Raw genomic sequence first — 16,456 nt, 5'->3', positions numbered from 1 at the left:
ATTTTTAAACCACCGCATTTTTTGTTAAATTGAAGCAATTTTAGGAATAATAAATTGAATATCATCAACATAGAATCACTAGGTCAAACGGGTCTAGAACCATACTTAACGCTGAGGAGACCTGTTGAGCACCTCCAACAAGGGATCTTTGTGGCTGAGGGTGAGAAAGTTGTCCACCGTCTTCTGGCTTCCTCCCTGCTTATCCGTTCGATGCTTTTAACACACGACTGGTATTCAAAATTAGAAACTGAAGGTCTGTTTGAAAAAAAACAATTTGATATTTTCATCGCTGATAAATCGGTGCTTGAAACGATTGTTGGATTTAACCTGCATCAAGGGATTATGGCAGTTGCAGAAACACCGAAGCAAAATAGTTTAGACAGTATCGTTCAGAAGTTGAATCGACCTTATTTTTTTGTTGCGTTGGATGGACTCGTCCACGCTGAAAATGTCGGAGTCGTTGTTAGAAATTGTGCGGGTTTAGGCGTCGGTGCAATTTTGATCGGTAAGAACTCAAGCAGTCCATATTTACGCAGAGCTGTTAGAAATTCTATGGGGAGTGTCTTTGCATTACCGATTTATCATTCAACAAATCTTCGAGATGATTTACTTAGTTTAAAGAAAGATTATTCCGTTAAAATTATTTCAGCACACTTGACAAATAGCTCAAACATTAATTCGGCTGATTTCGGCAAAGACATTTGCATCATTTTAGGAAATGAGGGGTACGGTATTTCCGACAATATAATAAATATATCGGATGAACTGATATCAATTCCCATGGAGAATAATACCGACTCACTGAATGTTTCAAGTGCAAGTGCAATTTTTCTATATGAAGTCCAAAGACAAAGAACTCAATTAAAATGAATAAAAAGATAATTATCTATTGCGATGGTGCCTGTTCAGGGAATCAATTTTCTAAAAACGCCGGCGGCTGGGGGGCTGTCTTAAATTTTGGTGACCTCACTAAAGAAATTTACGGAGGCGAAAAAAATACTTCGAATCAGAGAATGGAGATTACAGCTTGCATTAAAGCGCTGGAAGCGATAAAAAAGGAAGAGGTTAAAATAAGCATCTACTCAGACAGTGCCTACTTAGTGAATTGCATGAATGAACGCTGGTACGAATCATGGCTGAAAAACGGATGGAAAAATGCTAAGAAAAAACCGGTTGAAAATCAGGATCTATGGATGAGATTATTAGAACTATTGAAAAAACATGAGGTGGATTTTCACAAGGTAACCGGGCACTCGGGGAACAAGCTCAATGAACGGGCAGATAAGCTTGCTCACCATTGTATAGAAAATGCGGGAGAATAAAAAAGCCGATCCTGTACATGAATCGGCTTTGATAAAAACATCTTGATATTTTAATTAAGTTCAATAATTTCTTTTTCAGAAAAGAAATAACCAATTTCGATCTTACCATTTTCAACTGAATCAGAACCGTGGACAATATTTTCACCTTTATTATCGGCATAAAGTTTTCTAATAGTTCCCGGTGCAGCATCTTTCGGATCTGTTGCTCCAATCAAAGTGCGATAATCGGCAATAGCGTTCTCCTTTTCCAGAGCGATCGGGACGCATGGTCCTGAACTCATAAATTCTACAAGTCCGTCATAAAAAGGTTTACCTTTATGCACCGCATAAAATCCGCCTGCAGTTTCTTTAGTCAGTTTAAGCTTCTTCATTCCAAGAATTTTGAATCCGGCTTTCTCTATCCGAGCTATCACTTCACCAGTTAAATTCTTCCTGACACAATCAGGTTTTAAAATTGCCAATGTTCGTTCAATCATTTTTTACTTTTTCCTTTTGATCTTATACTTTTTACATTTGATTTTTTATTCTTTCTTGATACAACAACAAATTTCTTCTTTGATCCCTTTTTACCTAACACTTTTTTCACCATCTCGCCTATCAAGGCAGGACTTTCAACCACATGAATTCCGGCTTTCTTCATTGCCGCCATTTTCTCTGCGGCTGTTCCTTTACCACCTGAGATAATTGCACCCGCGTGCCCCATTCGTCTGCCGGGGGGAGCTGTTCGCCCCGCAATAAAACCGATTACAGGTTTCTTGAAATTCTTCTTGATGTAATCAGCCGCTTCTTCTTCCGCTGTTCCGCCAATTTCACCAATCATAATTACAGCGTCAGTACCATCATCATCTTTAAATAATTTTAGCGCATCAATAAAACGAGTACCAATAACCGGATCGCCGCCTATGCCGATGCATGTAGATTGCCCCATTCCGAGTTGAGTAACTTGCCATACGGCTTCATACGTCAGAGTTCCACTGCGCGAAATAATTCCGACCTTCCCGGGTTTATGGATGAACCCCGGCATGATTCCAACTTTCGATTTACCCGGAGAAATTATACCCGGGCAATTAGGACCTATCATCCGCGCACCTGTGCGTTGAAGATATTCATAAACTTTTACCATATCGCGCGCGGGGATTCCTTCCGTAATCGCAACGATAAGTTTAATCCCGGCTTCCGCTGCCTCCATAATAGCTTCCGCAGCAAAATTGGAAGGGACAAAAATCACGGAAGTATTAGCCCTCTCATTTTTGACGGCATCCGCGACTGTATTAAAAACCGGCACTGATTTTTTAAACGGATATTGATCGCTTCCGTTATATACCAAGCCGCCTTTGCCGGGTGTTACTCCCGCAACCACTTTAGTGCCGTAAGCGATCATTTGTTGAGTATGAAATGTTCCTTCACCGCCTGTAATTCCCTGAACTACCAAACGGGTTGATTTATCGACTAATATGCTCATAGTTCCTCAATGCAAAATTAAAAATTGAAAAATAAAGAAAATGTTAATCGGAGTGTCACGCATCCATTAACAATTCAACGAAAATAAGATTATAAAGAATCGTGGAATCCGGATGCTATTTGTTTTCGATCTTTTTGTTTTCTTCCGGTGGTTTGTTTATATCTTCCTGAATATCCTTCGCCGCTTTCCGAAATTCTCGTAATCCTTTGCCTAATCCTTGCGCAAGCTCAGGGATTTTCTTCGCCCCGAAGAAAATCAGAACTATTAGAAGTATAAGTATTATTTCGCCAGTGCCTAAATTTCCGAACATATAGTAACTCCTTTCAACAGTAATTTAATTCTTTAAAGTATTTCTACCAACTAAACTTTTAATAACCGAACTGAATATTTTTTTCCCGTCTTCCCGCCCAAGCACAGGATCTGAAGCTCGTTCAGGATGCGGCATCAGTCCCATAACGTTTCCATGCTCATTCATAATTCCGGCGATATTTTTTATAGAACCGTTTGGGTTTGATTCCTGCGAAATAGATCCATCCGAACTGGAATATCTAAATAAAATCTGTCCGTTGTGCTCGAGCATATTTAATGTCTCATCGTCTGCAACATAATTTCCTTCTCCGTGCGCAATCGGTATTCGCAATACTTCACCAGCCGTGCAATCGGATGTGAAGCAAGTATTGGAATTCTCAATCCGTATATTAACATCTTTGCAAACAAACGTCAGTCCCTCATTCCTCAGCAACGCACCCGGCAATAAACCAGACTCGCACAAGATCTGAAAGCCGTTACAAATGCCGATGACGATACCGCCGTCGCGGGCAAACGATATCACCTGTTTCATTATGGGTGAGAATCGGGCAATAGCGCCACATCTTAGATAATCGCCATAAGAAAAGCCACCCGGCAAAATCACGACATCGACATTTTCAAGTGAGTTATCTTTATGCCAGAGAAATTTTGTATCCTGATCGAAGATATTTTCTAAGACATAAAACGCATCATGATCACAGTTCGACCCCGGGAAAACAACTACACCGAATTTATGCTTTGGATAAGACACGGTTGGTATCAACTTGAGATTTTTTCAACTGTATATGTATAATCTTCCATTACAGGGTTTGCCAATAATTTTTTGCATGCTTCTTCAGTAATTCGCTTCGCGTCGGTTTCGCTATCCACGTCAATCATCAACTCAATATATTTTCCGATTCGAACTTCCGTAATAGATTTCAATCCCTGACTCTCAAGTCCGTGATGAACCGCTTTACCTTGCGGATCCAGAATCGATTTGCGTAATGTTACGTTGATTTTAGATTGATACATTCCGTCACCTCGTCAAATATCAATACTTGATATTTCAGAATCTTTACTCTCCGCTATCTTTTCCGATTCGCGGAGATGATGTGAAAAAAAATTTATTACATATCTTATCGGCCCGGTAGCCAGAAAGAATACGAAAAAAGGAAAAAGTGCCGCTCCTTTCGTCATAATAATCACCGTCAAACCTATGATACCGACGGTAAAACGAAGCGGATGTTGCTTTATTCCGCGTTTAGAAAACTTAGGTACTGTGTCGTACTTAATATTACTGACCATCAACAATGATAGAATAACGACCATATACGGCAGTATTGAAGCAGCTAATATTGGAAGTTGATTTGATTCATTGATATATTGCAAAACGAACGAAACAAAAGTGATTGCCATTGCCGGTATCGGTAATCCTTTGAAGTAGTCTTTATCATGACCCACTAATTGTACATTAAATCTTGCCAAACGAAGAGAGCCGAATATCATCGGCATGGCGCTCAACAACATCCCCCACCCTTGCAGTGTGTGCAGATGCAAGTTGTAAAGCATAAAAGATGGAGCCGCACCAAACGATACCACATCGGATAAAGAATCTAACTCTACACCAAAGTCGCTTGTTGATTTTGTAATTCTCGCCATCACTCCATCCAGCATATCAAAAACTGCGGCAAGTATTATAAACCATCCCGCAAGCACATAATCATTTTGAGATGAGTGAATGATCGACCGAAAGCCGCAAAAAATATTCAGAACGGTAAACAAACTTGGTACTACAGCGCGTGTAATCCTCATTGTCTTGTACCTTGAGATGATTTTGGAATCCGACCTAGAATTGTTTCACCTGCGCGAACTTTATCGTTCAACTGCACGGTTATCGAACTGTTCTTCGGCATAATAACATCGACTCTCGAACCAAACCTGATCATACCGAATCGCTTGCCTATTTCTGCTTTATCGCCAACTTTTGTCTCTGCGATTATACGTCGCGCAACGGTACCTGCAATTTGCTTGAATAATATCTTCAATCCGTTTTTTTCTAAACCAATCAACGTGCGTTCATTTCTTTCAGAAGATTTATTGTCAAACGCTACAATATATTCCCCCTCGATATGTTTGAAATAACCCACTTCACCGCTCATGGGAAATCTGTTGACGTGAACATTCAGCGGAGACATGAATACACTCACTTGCAGTGCTTCTGATTTGAGATAATCGGGCTCATATATTTCTTTTATCAAAACAACCGTACCATCGGCAGGTGAAACGATAATATTTTCTTCTGTGGGAGTTTCACGATCGGGATCTCTGAAGAAATTCAAAATTAAAGCGACAACAACGATGGTTGCAACCGATATCAGCCACCGAAGCCAATCTCGTTCGATATATAAATAACTGATAATTAAAATAATCGCAGCTGATACCAGAGCTATCACGACGATATCAATACCGTATTTCGTAATCACGTCGGGTTACGCCTTAAGCATGATTCTATCTGCCAACTGTAAAATCACGGTGGTGGTATCCTCCTGGTCCAACTGGAACCTATCTCTCTTAGTCTTACCATCAACCGACCCGTCTAAGAAATGGCAGGTAATTGGCGATAATTCATCGGCAAGATATATCTGAGTCTTCGCTCTCCCGAATTCAAACTGAACATCTGCCAATATCAATTGTCTTCGCTCGCATAAACTTTTCAAGATAGCATTTGCCTTGGCGGCGATCCGATTGATATGTTTGAACTCGTCGGGTGTGGCTATTCCCAACGCATAAATATGATGCTCGTTGAGCCATGCGCTATTGCCCTGGCCGTTCCTGAGATAATGCTCGATGATTGGAAAATCAATATTTGCGGTTTCTTTTATCCCCAATCGTTTGATAAGTGAACCGTTGATTATATTATGAACTTTGAGTGTGATCGGAACCGGCTCGGTTCTTCGAATCATCATTTCGACTGCAGAAATCTTCGCGATGAAGTGCGTGGGGATATGAAATCCATCTAAATATTCAAACAGATAACAGGAGATACGATTACGCAGTTCATCCAGCTCGCCTGTATTTGTCGATTGCGAATTTTTATCGACACCGTTTGAAAAAAATTTTTGAACAGCGATATCGGGTCTATCGCCCTTTTGGATTAATTTGCCTTGATGTTCGAATAAAATATTTTGGTTTTCAGATTTTATTCCCTCGGTTAGTGTTCCATCGGGAAGAGGTTGATTTTGTAGTTTCATAATGCCATAATACTTACGATTGCGATTAATATATAACAAAAATACGTGTGAAAGTCAAAAAAGCATGTGGTTTGATGCTCTTATCTAAACTGTAACATTAAATAAACAACCCTGCCAAAGAAAATATTGTCGATACTAACTTCGTTAATTTCAATTATTGGGTTTTGGATTTACGCAATTTTTTCAAAATTGTTTTTGAGAGAAGTTTTTTGTGTTTCAATGACTTCGAATTATTCATCCCTTCAATAATGCTATTAAATGTATCTATGCCGATGTTGATTCCGAATTCATATCCGAGGTTAAATGCTTTTTCGGTAGATTCGAACTCCATCATGTTTTTTGATCTGGGGAATTTAACCGCTTTAATTTTACAGTAACTCATACTCTTACCGCTTAAAAAATCATTACGTCTGGAGTACAATTCAGATACATCTTTTCCGGCATATGCGAGAAGCTTCATCATAAATTGATTCTCTAACTTCTTGTAATCCATATTTTCCTCTTAATATCGTACGAAAATAATTATCTTTACATGTTTTAATTAATATAAATTTACACCACAACCAACATTATTAATAAATTAAGAGATATTCTTCGGATAACCAAATTAAGTTAAGCACGCTAATAAATTGAATAGTCAGCAAAATTCATATTAATTTTGGAGAATGATAGGTGAGACCGTAATTATAATCAGTATGCGAACTAAAATTAATCGCGCATTCCAAAAACATGCTTCATCATAATTCAAATGATAGACAACTTAAGGATCAGATACACCGAATCTATAATTCACAAATGACTTAACGCTGATTTGATAGAGTGAATAGCATTTCATATCTTACATCTAATTCAACTGACCAAATATCAATATACAAGGAAAAACCATGAGGAAATTAACAACGCTCTTCGCAATTCTGCTATTTCTGAGTTTCAGCGGACTCACGAACGCACAGGAAGTAAAAGAAAAAGTGAAGGAAGTCAAAACCACAGAGCAGGTTACAAAGAAAGTAACTAAAACAAAGAAAATCAAAAAAGTAAAAAAAGACTGTTCCGCAACTTGCTCTGATAGGTCGAAATGCGCCTCTGAGAAAAAAGAAAAAGAGAAAGAATAATTTATTATTTTCTGTTTCTTCAAGGCAGTTGGTGCAAACCTTCTGCCTTTTTTATTGCCCTCCCCCTTCTACACGAGTCAATTCGGAGACATCATAACTTCTCCCCCCACCGTGATATTCTAACGGATTGTCTACCTCTTCTTTCTCTGTCTCAGTTATATAGAATGATATTTTATTTTTTTGAAGCAACGAAATGATCTTCTCCACTTTGATGTTATTTTCATCATAATAAATATAACCGAAAACACCCTTGTTATATCTAACGGCGAAACGAATTATTCCGTCTTTGCTCGAAAGGTATCCGGAAAGATATTCGAGAGAATTCTTGAACTGAAGGTTTTCAAAACCAATTAATGGGAATTTAAATATCTTCAATTCATCCTCATTCAACGAGCCATCTGAATAATCATCATCAAACTCTATAAATATCCTTTTTAAGTATTCATCAGGAGCGATTTTATTTTTGACTTCATACTTCTCCTCAGCGTCAAAATCTAATTCGAGTTTATTTTCTCCAGCTTCGGTTTTATATGATATAGATTTTTTTTCGATTTGCATTTTGATTTCTGGCGGCTTGATAAGATGCGGATAGTAATAAACAGTAACACGAACCGGTTCACCGAAATATGATTCATACCCGACTATCCCTTCTTTCTGTTTCAACAAAATATTCAAATTATTGAAATCAACCGCATCAAATAGCCGATATATACCGATGTCCAACACTCCTATTGAGTCGTAACTATTCACAATCGTTCTCATCTCATATTTACCGGAAGTAAACAATGCTGACTTAACATTCTTTTCGGTAATTACAGTCGGATCATAATAAATTTTCACTTTGTTGCTTTTAGCATAAGTATCCAATCCGACAATTCCTTCAACCTGTTCAAGTGTACCCGCCAGCGACATGGAACTTCCGTAACATTTTATTGTTTTAATTCCTGATTGTTCATACATCTGAGTCCCACCGGTCAGTTTTCCCCATCTGAGTGATACTGTAGTAAATTCAAAATAATTTGCCATACCGAGTGAGATTACGATTAGAACAATAGCCGAAATGGGTGCGAGGTATTTGAAGCTTTTCTTTTTGTTGATAGACAAAACCTGCTTCTTCGGACAAGCATAGACACAATCGGTGCAAAGATGACAATCGATATGATTCACAACGGGCATCGATGAAACCTTGATTCCCTGCGGACAATTTTCGTCACAGTTACCGCAATCTGTACAAGCATTAACATCCCGTCTGATTTTGGGAATTGGTAGGAGAACGGATTTCATAAACAACGATTCATTAAGCCAACCGGCAATTACAAGTCCGCTTAGCAGCCACAAGATGCTTAATTGAGCTCCGAGAATATTTGCCCCAAGATAGAGAGCAATTACACCAATTGATAATCCGACATTCATAAATATATTGCTGACAGCTCCGAGGGGACATAAATATTTGCACCATGCAACTCTAAGAAATATTGCGCCCGCGATGGTGAGAATCAATGCGGGAATTGCATAATAAAGAATGATGTCGTTGTTTGAGAATAGATTTACCGTCGAGAAATACGGATCGAAAATTTTACAAAGCAATTCTCCCGATGTCATTGTAAAATAGACGGTGATAAATAAAAGTAAATATTTCAGTCCTCGCAGGATTCTATCTGCAATATCAGGAACATTGAATTTGACTCTGTCAGTAAACTTGCTAAGCCATTCGCTTGTGCTTCCGATCGGGCAGATGTAACTGCAGAATAATTTCCCGACGAATCCCGCGCCAATGATAAGACCCAATCCGAGCAGAACCTGCACTTCACTCATACTGCACGACATGGTATCTTGGTTCAGCTTACTGAAAAATGCCGCTATGCCTCCGAACGGGCAATATTGTTCGAAGTCGGCAATGTAAGATTTATCAAACGCAGGTCTGATGGCGACATATAGAATTAGTATTAAAACTGCCGACTGGAAATAAATTCTGATTCGGTTTATCATTTAATTGATATTAATAAATACAATTTGCAACATGATTAAATCATTAGTACGCATGCCGTTTACTCTTGATTATTTCAAATCGTAAATCGAATGCAAACGCTGAGTTACAATTCATTGTCCTTCAGCATTGTCCCGAAGCACCACCTGCCCCATCCTGGAATAGTTTATCGATTCACCAAGTATTCGAAGTGCCTCACCGGGCGCATGAAACCCTGTTGAATTTTCAGCTTCCACAAAATCGAGAAAGAATTGTGCCTTCCTCTGGTACGAGCGTGCTGCTTTAAGTCCGGATTCCGATCTACCAGCTTTAATTTCTTTTTCGATGTCAGCGATCAGCATTACTAATGCATCCATTGCCAGGTTACGCATCCGGAAGGTTCGTTCTTGTATCGATTCGGCTCTTGATTTCATCTCCTGCTCAGACCATTTGTGGCATGTCTGGCAAGCACGGTTTATACTGAGAAGTGGACTTCTCACCTGATGGTCACTTATCTTCATTGCACCCATACGCATGTATGGCATGTGGCAATCGGCGCAGGCAACCCCGGAACGGGCATGGACTCCCTGAGTCCACATCTCGAATTCGGGATGCTGGGCTTTGAGAACCTCTGCTTTACTATCTGCGTGTACCCAGTCTTTATGCTTTACTTCATCGTAATATGCCATTATGCTGTCAACCGATAAACCTTTCGCCCACGGATAGACGAGCCTTTTTTCAGGTCCCTTGAAATAATATTCCACATGGCACTGTCCGCAGACATAAGATCGCATTTCTTGTCTGGTGGCAACCTTATTGACCTCATAATTTGGTATTCCCTGTGAAGCTTTGAGTGAACGAATCCCCTCAATGAATCCCGGACGGGTTACTCTTAACTGCATGTTTATAGGATCGTGGCAGTCTATGCATGCGACCGAATGATTGACTAACTTTCTTGCCTCGACATACGGCATCTTGTTCATCATCTCGAATCCCTTAATAAGATCACCATTCCCGAGCTTTTTATAAGGCACATAGACAGATGCATGGCAGTGCATACATGTACCGGGTTGTTTAACAACGATCTGCCTTTCTGTGAATGTTTGGTCGTCGAGCATATAAGCGTGCCCCCTTTCCTCCCGGAAATCTTTCGAAAAAGCATAACCGGCCCATATTGTTTTCAAACGTGGATCTTCCTCCAACTTGGACTGAGCAACCACGGACCGTGGATCTGATTCTGTCGGTGTGCGAGGTACTGCTTCGCTTCCGCCGAAACGTGTGCGTACCTGATCGACCGTTCTTAGATATCCCTCATACTGCATCGGAAAATTCTTACCCCAGGTTTCAGGAGCTTCCGTGGTATCTGTGAGTTCGACGATCCGATAGAACGGGTTCCTCGACTCTTGTTTCCTTTCAAAGATATTAACTAAAAGTGCCGTCAATCCGATAGTGACAATTGATGAGACAATGACAACCAAGGCGATAAAACGGAACGAATGGCGGTTCGACTTTTGAGTGCTCTGATTTAAATTCATAGATTTACCTTTAAAGTTAATTATTCCATATGACCGACTGAGCGGTGACAGGGGATGCAAGATTTTGATTTATCACTTGTGCTATGTCCTCCACCGATGGTCTCAGTAATTTCCTCGTGACATTTGATGCAAGCCCCGTCTGTAATTTCAAGATTTCCCTGTTTAATCTGAATCTGGTCTGGAAAAAGATCAGTTGTGAAAGCGAACGAGTGCCAAAAACCGTTCGAGGCTTTAGTGAGGTATTTGTTTATCAAGCCGGGTGGTGTGTGGCAGTCGTTGCAGGTTGCAACTGACCGATGACTTCCTTTCATCCAACCGCTGAAATGACCCTCCATCACATGGCAATTATCGCATGCAGCCGGGTTGTCGGTCATATAAGAATATCCCTTGGCATAAATGAAAGTATAAGACCCGATGCCGATAATGATGCCAACTATGGTGGCAAGGAAGATGGATAGTGATAGTTGAATATGCTTCATCGGGGTAGTAATTATAAGATAGGCAAATATAAAAAACTTGACTTAAGAATCAAAATATTTATACCAAGATAACCGTGAAGGGGCATGATAACTATTCTAACAAATTTTAAAAGGTAAAAAAGTAATTAATAAATTTACCACGATTTGTTACGGTTGCAGAAATAGAAACTATTTTGTATCATTAGATGTAGAAATTCTCAGTAATGTAGTTAATATTCGATTTCTGAAAGAATTTCGAAATAAATCAAACATTGCCCGGTGGTGTAATTGGCAACACACTTGACTCTGGATCAAGGAAGTCTAGGTTCTTTCCATCTATTTTAGCCAACAATTAACCTGCTGTTGAATGGTTTGTATAATGAAAGGGATTATACAATGCCATCTCACGAAAAGTTTTATCTCTACAAAAGAAAAAATCAGATTTACTACATCGGATATTTTATCGAGGGTAAATTATTTTGGAGATCTACGGAAGAAACTCAGAAGTCAAAAGCATTGAAAGTACTTTCCGAGTTTAAAGAATTACTAAAACAAAAAAACAAACCAAAGTTATTATCAGAATTCATCAGTGAATTCATATCATTCGCCGAGAAAAATTACCAAAAAAGTACAGTTGTAATTTTTAAGCTTGCATTAAATTATTTATTGACCATCATCGGCGATTTATTCTTACCCCACATCACCCCAAAGCATGCTGATACCTATAAAACTGCAAGACAGGGTCAAGTATCATTAACCACAGTAAATGTTGAGTTGAGACAACTCCGGTCTGCATTTAACACCGCTTTGCGATGGCAACTTATAGATAGCAACCCGTTTTGCAAAGTTAAATTGTTGAGTATTCCGGAGAAGTCACCAGTCTTCCTTGCAAAAGATGATTTCGAAAAACTCATTTCAATCATAAAGGAGACATGGTTGAAAGAGATTGTCATCTTTGCGGTTTTAACCGGAATGAGGCGAGGCGAGATTATCAACCTACGATGGCAAGACATTGATCTCTCACGTAGAATTCTAAATATCCAGAGTAATTGTGCTTATAATACTAAACAAGGTAAACGAAGAATCATCCCATTAAATGCGACAGCATTTCATTTACTGAGCTCGAAACAGGTTACTTCCATATCAGAATATGTTTTTTGTATAAAAGAGAAAAAGATTTCTGATTGGCATGTCTCTCATAAATTTAAAGACTCAGTAATTCAGGCAGAGTTAAATGATAAGCTCCACTTCCACAGCTTACGCCATACCTTTGCTACCTGGCTTGTGCAGGATGGAGTGAATATTTATGAAGTGCAGAAACTACTTGGTCATTCCAGCGTGAAGGTAACAGAAGTGTATTCACATCTTGTTGCTAGTGAACTACACAGTGCTGTTAATAAGATATCGGTGAGATTAAATTAGAATCGCTACCCATCACTAGAGGGATATAAAATATCTTGGATGACAAAATTTTCATTCATATTTAATTGCCTCTTTTTCCGTCTTCCCAATTTTTCGTAATGCCCTTATAGTCAGGAAATGTTTTGTCAATGCCCTTTAACCACTTCCCAACAAATTTTGGATTGTCGCTATTCGGTTTCGGTGCTGCAGTGTTTACTCTCATTTGAACTGGAGTTCTCACTCCATCACCCATGATAACCGCAACTTGTTGTGGTAATATAGGAAGTTGTTGTAATATGTCTTCGTTTGCTGCTGACACCAATTGCTTGACATACTTTTGATCATCAGGGTTTTGTAAGCGATGAACTATAAAAGAATTGCATTGAGATAAAACTGTTTTTGATAATTCAGAGGGTCGTTGACTTGAAACTACCAATGATAACCCAAATTTTCTTCCTTCCCTTGCAACTCTTTCAAATACCTTTTTTGAAATTGAGACTTTTTCTCCTCTGTCCTTTTCAGGAATGTAATTCTGTGCTTCTTCTAAAACAATTACAATTGGAAAATCGCCTCGTTGTTCATTATTGAATCTGGAAAGAAATTCAAGAATCAATCTTCCAATTAACCCTGTAATTGTTTCTAAAACCTCATAAGGAATCAGAGACATATCAATAATTGTAATTTGGTTGGGCTTTTCTGAGTCAACTTTTTCGGGTTCCGTTTTTTCAACTTGCTCTTTGAAATACTTCGTGTAGATATCTGGCTCTGTTTTATTGAGAATTTTAAAAAAGTCTCCTAAAATAAAAGCTAAAAATTTTGAAAGTGATTCATTGATGTTTGTCGTTTGGTTCAGCAATAATGGTTCAGAAATTCTCTCATCATTAAGATAAGCTTGTAACCTTAAACGAAGTGTTGATACAAATTCTCTTATTCTATTATTTGAAGATTCGTTTTCATTTATGGCTTCGTCAATAAATGTCGAGATCATTTTGTCATAATTGAAATAAAGAGGCAGGTCAATATTCTTATCCTGGAGTATTTTCTTTGAGGAGATATAAACTGAGAGCTTTCTCAATTCATTTGCAAGTTCATTGCTGACGTCAAAAAGTATATTTTGCTGCAGATGACCATTAATCCAACCTTTTTCACCCGGAGTCAATGCATTACCTCCGTTCTTCACAAGTTTTGCCAAACTTTGAAGAATAGGATTAAAATCAAAACCTATATTTAATGCTTTTAAGTAAGTTGCTATTCCTTGAATATCATGAAATACAATAGGTTTCAATTTCATTTGATCCGCCGTCTTAGCTAAATGGACAATTTCGACAAGTCTATTGTAATAGTATTGCGGAATGCTATCACTACTCAGAGCATTTGTCTCATTTTTAGCGAAACTAATTGCTCGTTTTAAAATTGGGGATTGAGTATTTGCACTCGGCTCAAACAAGAACTCAAAGTCATCATAGTTCATAAACCAAAAAGGAACTTTTATTCCTTCCTTGTCGATACAAATAGCATTTACAAGTATTTTGTCTTTGTAATCATTTCCTTTCCCGTCTCCGATAAACGCTCTTTTATATTCTCCGTTAGTATCAAAAACTATGAAGTGAGCATTTTGTAAATGCTTGCCATCTTTGTCGGAAAAGGAAAATAAACTTTGAAGTATTGAAGCAACAGTGCATGATTTTCCTGAACCTGTGTTGCCTAGTATTGCTGCATGTTTACCGAAAAATCTGTCAGGGTTGATTCTAATGTGATAATCAGAAAATGCTGGTGATGTTCCAATTGGTAAATAAAAATCCTTTGTATAATCAATCCCTTCTTTCACTGCTGTATCAAAAATTTTGTCCAAGTCCCCTTTTACTACATACCAAACTGGATTATCCAGAATTGGATAGTTGTAAACGCCTTGCAAATAATCTTTGCCGTTCTCAATGGTTCCAATCATTGTAGCAACTAAATATCGATGTGCTTTAGGCAAAGTGATAAAACCGCTTGTCTTTTCAATTTCTGTTTCATCCTGAATCTTTACCCTTGTTACTATAGCAACAATTCTATCTGCACCGACTGGAATAATTAAGTAGGAATTGATTCTTGCGATTTCATAAATGTCATTGAAACCACTTTTATATAGACTTTTCAAGTCCTCGTCAAGTTGAACAACAACACGAAAACTATCTACGGAAATTACTTTACCAATTTTTCTTTCACTCATACTACTGGTGGGGTTGGAGTTGTTACTGAAGGTGTAGTAGAACTATTATCAAATAATTTTCGCAATGTTTCAGCAATTTTCTCATAAGTATTCATCTCAATTAAATCAGGCAATAGTTCTTCAACGAAAAATGAAAAACTCCCAAGTTGTTCGCCCTGCAATATGATTACTCTTGGGTCTTTCAGTTCTTTCAGCTTCTTAATTTCTTCACTTGTTTTTGTCCCATTGTAATCAATGATAATTAATGTGAAAGATGGAATTGTTAAAGCCTGATATATGATATCGTTAATATGCTCATCACTGAAAGAATAACCGTAGGTGATGAGAACCGATTGAGATTGTGAAATAGTCGCAGAGAATTGTCTGAATAACTCCGAATAAGGAAAATCTAAAGTGAACGATTTCTTTGCTGTAGTAGGGTAGATCATAATGTTCTCAAAATCCTTCATGCCCCTGATAAGTTCTATTGGCACTTCTGATATTCCGTAAACATTATTCTCTGACGGGGTTTCTTTTAACCAAGTAAGTGAGCCATGAATTTTGTAATAACGTAAAACCTTTTCAATTCTCTGAACTCTGCCTTGTGTCGTTGAACCTGGGAAAAACAAATCATACTCAAACGCTTCGGGCTTGAAAGTTCTTTTTTGAAACCCTGAAAATCCGCTTATGAAATTTACTCCCAACTTATCAAAGGCATATTCAAAAGCCAAATCATAGTTTGTTGTGAAAATATTTGCTCTCTTTAAGTTCAAGGGTCTTTGAAGAATCTTCTTTGTAAACTTCTCATGATAAAATGATTTATTCTTATCAAGGTTTGATTTTACATCACCCGTCAGCCAAGAAGCATTTGACAGTTTTTCGATGTCGCAAAGTTCAAACAATCCTTGTTTAATTGTACGGATTAAATCTGGAAGGTATTTAAGTTTTATAGCAGCAGGATTAAGTTCAAGAACATATTCCTGTGCAACCAAATAGTTTAAAAATGTTTCAAGGGAATATTCAATTTCTCCGGTACCCGTTCTCTTTTCTGTTTCTGCTTTTTGAAGTTCCCTGATTGTAGAAATAAATTCGGCATAAAGAGTATCAGGTAATGGAGCTCCGCTTATATCAACGGAAGTTGTTTTTATTCTGTCTTCAATTTTTTTAGGAATGTTAGCTATTGAAACGGAACCGATGTTCATTGATGAACCTGCACCGAAAAGAAAACTCACATTGTCAAGTTCAAGGTAACTTTTCAAAAGTGCTTTAATTTTCTGGATGCCCTTACCCTCCTCCCCCCAAGATGGTAATTGGTCTTTGCCTTCCACAAAGAGATTATTCGTTCCAAGATCCAAAGTCATATTAAATAAATTTCATCATTTTCTAGAATGTTTGTAAGCATTATCTATTTGGTTTGCAAAATAATTCTGTGCGGAGTGAACTCTGATTAATAAATTCTTTGTG

The 16,456-nt window shown here is 38.2% G+C and carries 18 protein-coding genes; 4 read left to right on the top strand and 14 right to left on the bottom strand.

The genetic code is table 11. The features are described 5' to 3' along the window. Nucleotides 1-54: 54 nt before the first annotated feature. Entirely contained in the window at nucleotides 55-870 is an 816-nt protein-coding gene (locus tag HZB59_03990) for an RNA methyltransferase (GenBank protein MBI5020575.1), read from the top strand. Further along, complete coding sequence (gene rnhA / locus HZB59_03985) at nucleotides 867-1,322, top strand: ribonuclease HI (GenBank protein ID MBI5020574.1); 456 nt, start codon at nucleotides 867-869, stop codon at nucleotides 1,320-1,322. The genes HZB59_03990 and rnhA overlap by 4 nt, the downstream gene beginning before the upstream one ends. 50 nt (nucleotides 1,323-1,372) lie before the next feature. Here rnhA and ndk read toward each other — a convergent pair whose 3' ends face one another. The 9 genes from ndk to HZB59_03940 form a co-directional block, all read right to left on the bottom strand. Beyond that, nucleotides 1,373-1,795: a nucleoside-diphosphate kinase gene (ndk, locus tag HZB59_03980; GenBank protein ID MBI5020573.1), complete on the bottom strand. Its 423-nt coding sequence runs from the start codon at nucleotides 1,793-1,795 to the stop codon at nucleotides 1,373-1,375. Continuing rightward, nucleotides 1,795-2,784, bottom strand: a complete 990-nt coding sequence (gene sucD / locus HZB59_03975) for a succinate--CoA ligase subunit alpha (GenBank protein MBI5020572.1) — start codon at nucleotides 2,782-2,784, stop codon at nucleotides 1,795-1,797. Before sucD ends, ndk begins: the two co-directional genes overlap by 1 nt. Before the next feature lie 115 nt (nucleotides 2,785-2,899). Further along, a complete protein-coding gene (tatA, locus tag HZB59_03970) occupies nucleotides 2,900-3,094 on the bottom strand; it encodes a twin-arginine translocase TatA/TatE family subunit (protein MBI5020571.1) in 195 nt (64 codons plus the stop codon). A 24-nt stretch (nucleotides 3,095-3,118) separates the two neighbouring features. Next, nucleotides 3,119-3,844: a phosphoribosylformylglycinamidine synthase subunit PurQ gene (gene purQ, locus HZB59_03965; protein ID MBI5020570.1), complete on the bottom strand. Its 726-nt coding sequence runs from the start codon at nucleotides 3,842-3,844 to the stop codon at nucleotides 3,119-3,121. 8 nt (nucleotides 3,845-3,852) lie between these two features. Then, complete coding sequence (gene purS, locus HZB59_03960) at nucleotides 3,853-4,107, bottom strand: phosphoribosylformylglycinamidine synthase subunit PurS (GenBank protein ID MBI5020569.1); 255 nt, start codon at nucleotides 4,105-4,107, stop codon at nucleotides 3,853-3,855. Nucleotides 4,108-4,119: 12 nt separating this feature from the next. After that, the gene (gene pssA, locus HZB59_03955; protein ID MBI5020568.1) at nucleotides 4,120-4,887 is read right to left on the bottom strand and encodes a CDP-diacylglycerol--serine O-phosphatidyltransferase; all 768 of its coding nucleotides are present in this window, start codon (nucleotides 4,885-4,887) and stop codon (nucleotides 4,120-4,122) included. Continuing rightward, nucleotides 4,884-5,558 (bottom strand): phosphatidylserine decarboxylase family protein, encoded by a 675-nt coding sequence (locus tag HZB59_03950; GenBank protein MBI5020567.1) that lies wholly within the window; start codon nucleotides 5,556-5,558, stop codon nucleotides 4,884-4,886. Before HZB59_03950 ends, pssA begins: the two co-directional genes overlap by 4 nt. A 6-nt stretch (nucleotides 5,559-5,564) precedes the next feature. Beyond that, on the bottom strand, nucleotides 5,565-6,326 hold the full coding sequence (locus HZB59_03945) for a hypothetical protein (protein ID MBI5020566.1): 762 nt from the start codon (nucleotides 6,324-6,326) through the stop codon (nucleotides 5,565-5,567). 154 nt (nucleotides 6,327-6,480) lie between these two features. Then, nucleotides 6,481-6,819, bottom strand: a complete 339-nt coding sequence (locus HZB59_03940) for a hypothetical protein (GenBank protein ID MBI5020565.1) — start codon at nucleotides 6,817-6,819, stop codon at nucleotides 6,481-6,483. Nucleotides 6,820-7,210: 391 nt separating this feature from the next. On the opposite strand from HZB59_03940, the gene HZB59_03935 reads away from it, so the two are divergent. Next, a complete protein-coding gene (locus tag HZB59_03935; GenBank protein ID MBI5020564.1) occupies nucleotides 7,211-7,438 on the top strand; it encodes a hypothetical protein in 228 nt (75 codons plus the stop codon). Between the two features lie 51 nt (nucleotides 7,439-7,489). Here the strand turns inward: HZB59_03935 and HZB59_03930 are convergent, their stop codons facing one another. The 3 genes from HZB59_03930 to nrfH form a co-directional block, all read right to left on the bottom strand. Then, on the bottom strand, nucleotides 7,490-9,427 hold the full coding sequence (locus HZB59_03930) for a 4Fe-4S binding protein (protein MBI5020563.1): 1,938 nt from the start codon (nucleotides 9,425-9,427) through the stop codon (nucleotides 7,490-7,492). A gap of 111 nt (nucleotides 9,428-9,538) precedes the next feature. Then, nucleotides 9,539-10,939: an ammonia-forming cytochrome c nitrite reductase subunit c552 gene (locus tag HZB59_03925; protein MBI5020562.1), complete on the bottom strand. Its 1,401-nt coding sequence runs from the start codon at nucleotides 10,937-10,939 to the stop codon at nucleotides 9,539-9,541. A 20-nt stretch (nucleotides 10,940-10,959) separates the two neighbouring features. After that, nucleotides 10,960-11,418, bottom strand: a complete 459-nt coding sequence (gene nrfH, locus HZB59_03920; protein MBI5020561.1) for a cytochrome c nitrite reductase small subunit — start codon at nucleotides 11,416-11,418, stop codon at nucleotides 10,960-10,962. Between the two features lie 375 nt (nucleotides 11,419-11,793). Here nrfH and HZB59_03915 point away from each other — a divergent pair, with 375 nt between their 5' ends. Further along, nucleotides 11,794-12,819: a site-specific integrase gene (locus HZB59_03915; GenBank protein ID MBI5020560.1), complete on the top strand. Its 1,026-nt coding sequence runs from the start codon at nucleotides 11,794-11,796 to the stop codon at nucleotides 12,817-12,819. A gap of 61 nt (nucleotides 12,820-12,880) precedes the next feature. Here the strand turns inward: HZB59_03915 and HZB59_03910 are convergent, their stop codons facing one another. Both HZB59_03910 and HZB59_03905 read right to left on the bottom strand, forming a co-directional pair. Then, nucleotides 12,881-15,013: an ATP-binding protein gene (locus tag HZB59_03910; protein MBI5020559.1), complete on the bottom strand. Its 2,133-nt coding sequence runs from the start codon at nucleotides 15,011-15,013 to the stop codon at nucleotides 12,881-12,883. Further along, nucleotides 15,010-16,353: an SIR2 family protein gene (locus tag HZB59_03905; protein MBI5020558.1), complete on the bottom strand. Its 1,344-nt coding sequence runs from the start codon at nucleotides 16,351-16,353 to the stop codon at nucleotides 15,010-15,012. The genes HZB59_03910 and HZB59_03905 overlap by 4 nt, the downstream gene beginning before the upstream one ends. Between the last annotated feature and the right edge of the window lie 103 nt (nucleotides 16,354-16,456).

The organism is Ignavibacteriales bacterium, from assembly GCA_016214905.1.
GTDB lineage: Bacteria > Bacteroidota > Ignavibacteria > UBA10030 > SZUA-254 > PNNN01.
This window is presented reverse-complemented; position numbering and strand designations above follow the sequence as displayed.

Excerpts from the sequence above, each read along its gene's own strand:
- rnhA (MBI5020574.1), top strand. The coding sequence starts at position 867 with ATGAATAAAAAGATAATTATCTATTGCGATGGTGCCTGTTCAGGGAAT.
- sucD (MBI5020572.1), bottom strand. The coding sequence starts at position 2,784 with ATGAGCATATTAGTCGATAAATCAACCCGTTTGGTAGTTCAGGGAATT.
- tatA (MBI5020571.1), bottom strand. The coding sequence starts at position 3,094 with ATGTTCGGAAATTTAGGCACTGGCGAAATAATACTTATACTTCTAATA.
- purS (MBI5020569.1), bottom strand. The coding sequence starts at position 4,107 with ATGTATCAATCTAAAATCAACGTAACATTACGCAAATCGATTCTGGAT.
- pssA (MBI5020568.1), bottom strand. The coding sequence starts at position 4,887 with ATGAGGATTACACGCGCTGTAGTACCAAGTTTGTTTACCGTTCTGAAT.
- HZB59_03945 (MBI5020566.1), bottom strand. The coding sequence starts at position 6,326 with ATGAAACTACAAAATCAACCTCTTCCCGATGGAACACTAACCGAGGGA.
- HZB59_03940 (MBI5020565.1), bottom strand. The coding sequence starts at position 6,819 with ATGGATTACAAGAAGTTAGAGAATCAATTTATGATGAAGCTTCTCGCA.
- HZB59_03935 (MBI5020564.1), top strand. The coding sequence starts at position 7,211 with ATGAGGAAATTAACAACGCTCTTCGCAATTCTGCTATTTCTGAGTTTC.
- HZB59_03930 (MBI5020563.1), bottom strand. The coding sequence starts at position 9,427 with ATGATAAACCGAATCAGAATTTATTTCCAGTCGGCAGTTTTAATACTA.
- HZB59_03925 (MBI5020562.1), bottom strand. The coding sequence starts at position 10,939 with ATGAATTTAAATCAGAGCACTCAAAAGTCGAACCGCCATTCGTTCCGT.
- nrfH (MBI5020561.1), bottom strand. The coding sequence starts at position 11,418 with ATGAAGCATATTCAACTATCACTATCCATCTTCCTTGCCACCATAGTT.
- HZB59_03915 (MBI5020560.1), top strand. The coding sequence starts at position 11,794 with ATGCCATCTCACGAAAAGTTTTATCTCTACAAAAGAAAAAATCAGATT.
- HZB59_03910 (MBI5020559.1), bottom strand. The coding sequence starts at position 15,013 with ATGAGTGAAAGAAAAATTGGTAAAGTAATTTCCGTAGATAGTTTTCGT.
- HZB59_03905 (MBI5020558.1), bottom strand. The coding sequence starts at position 16,353 with ATGACTTTGGATCTTGGAACGAATAATCTCTTTGTGGAAGGCAAAGAC.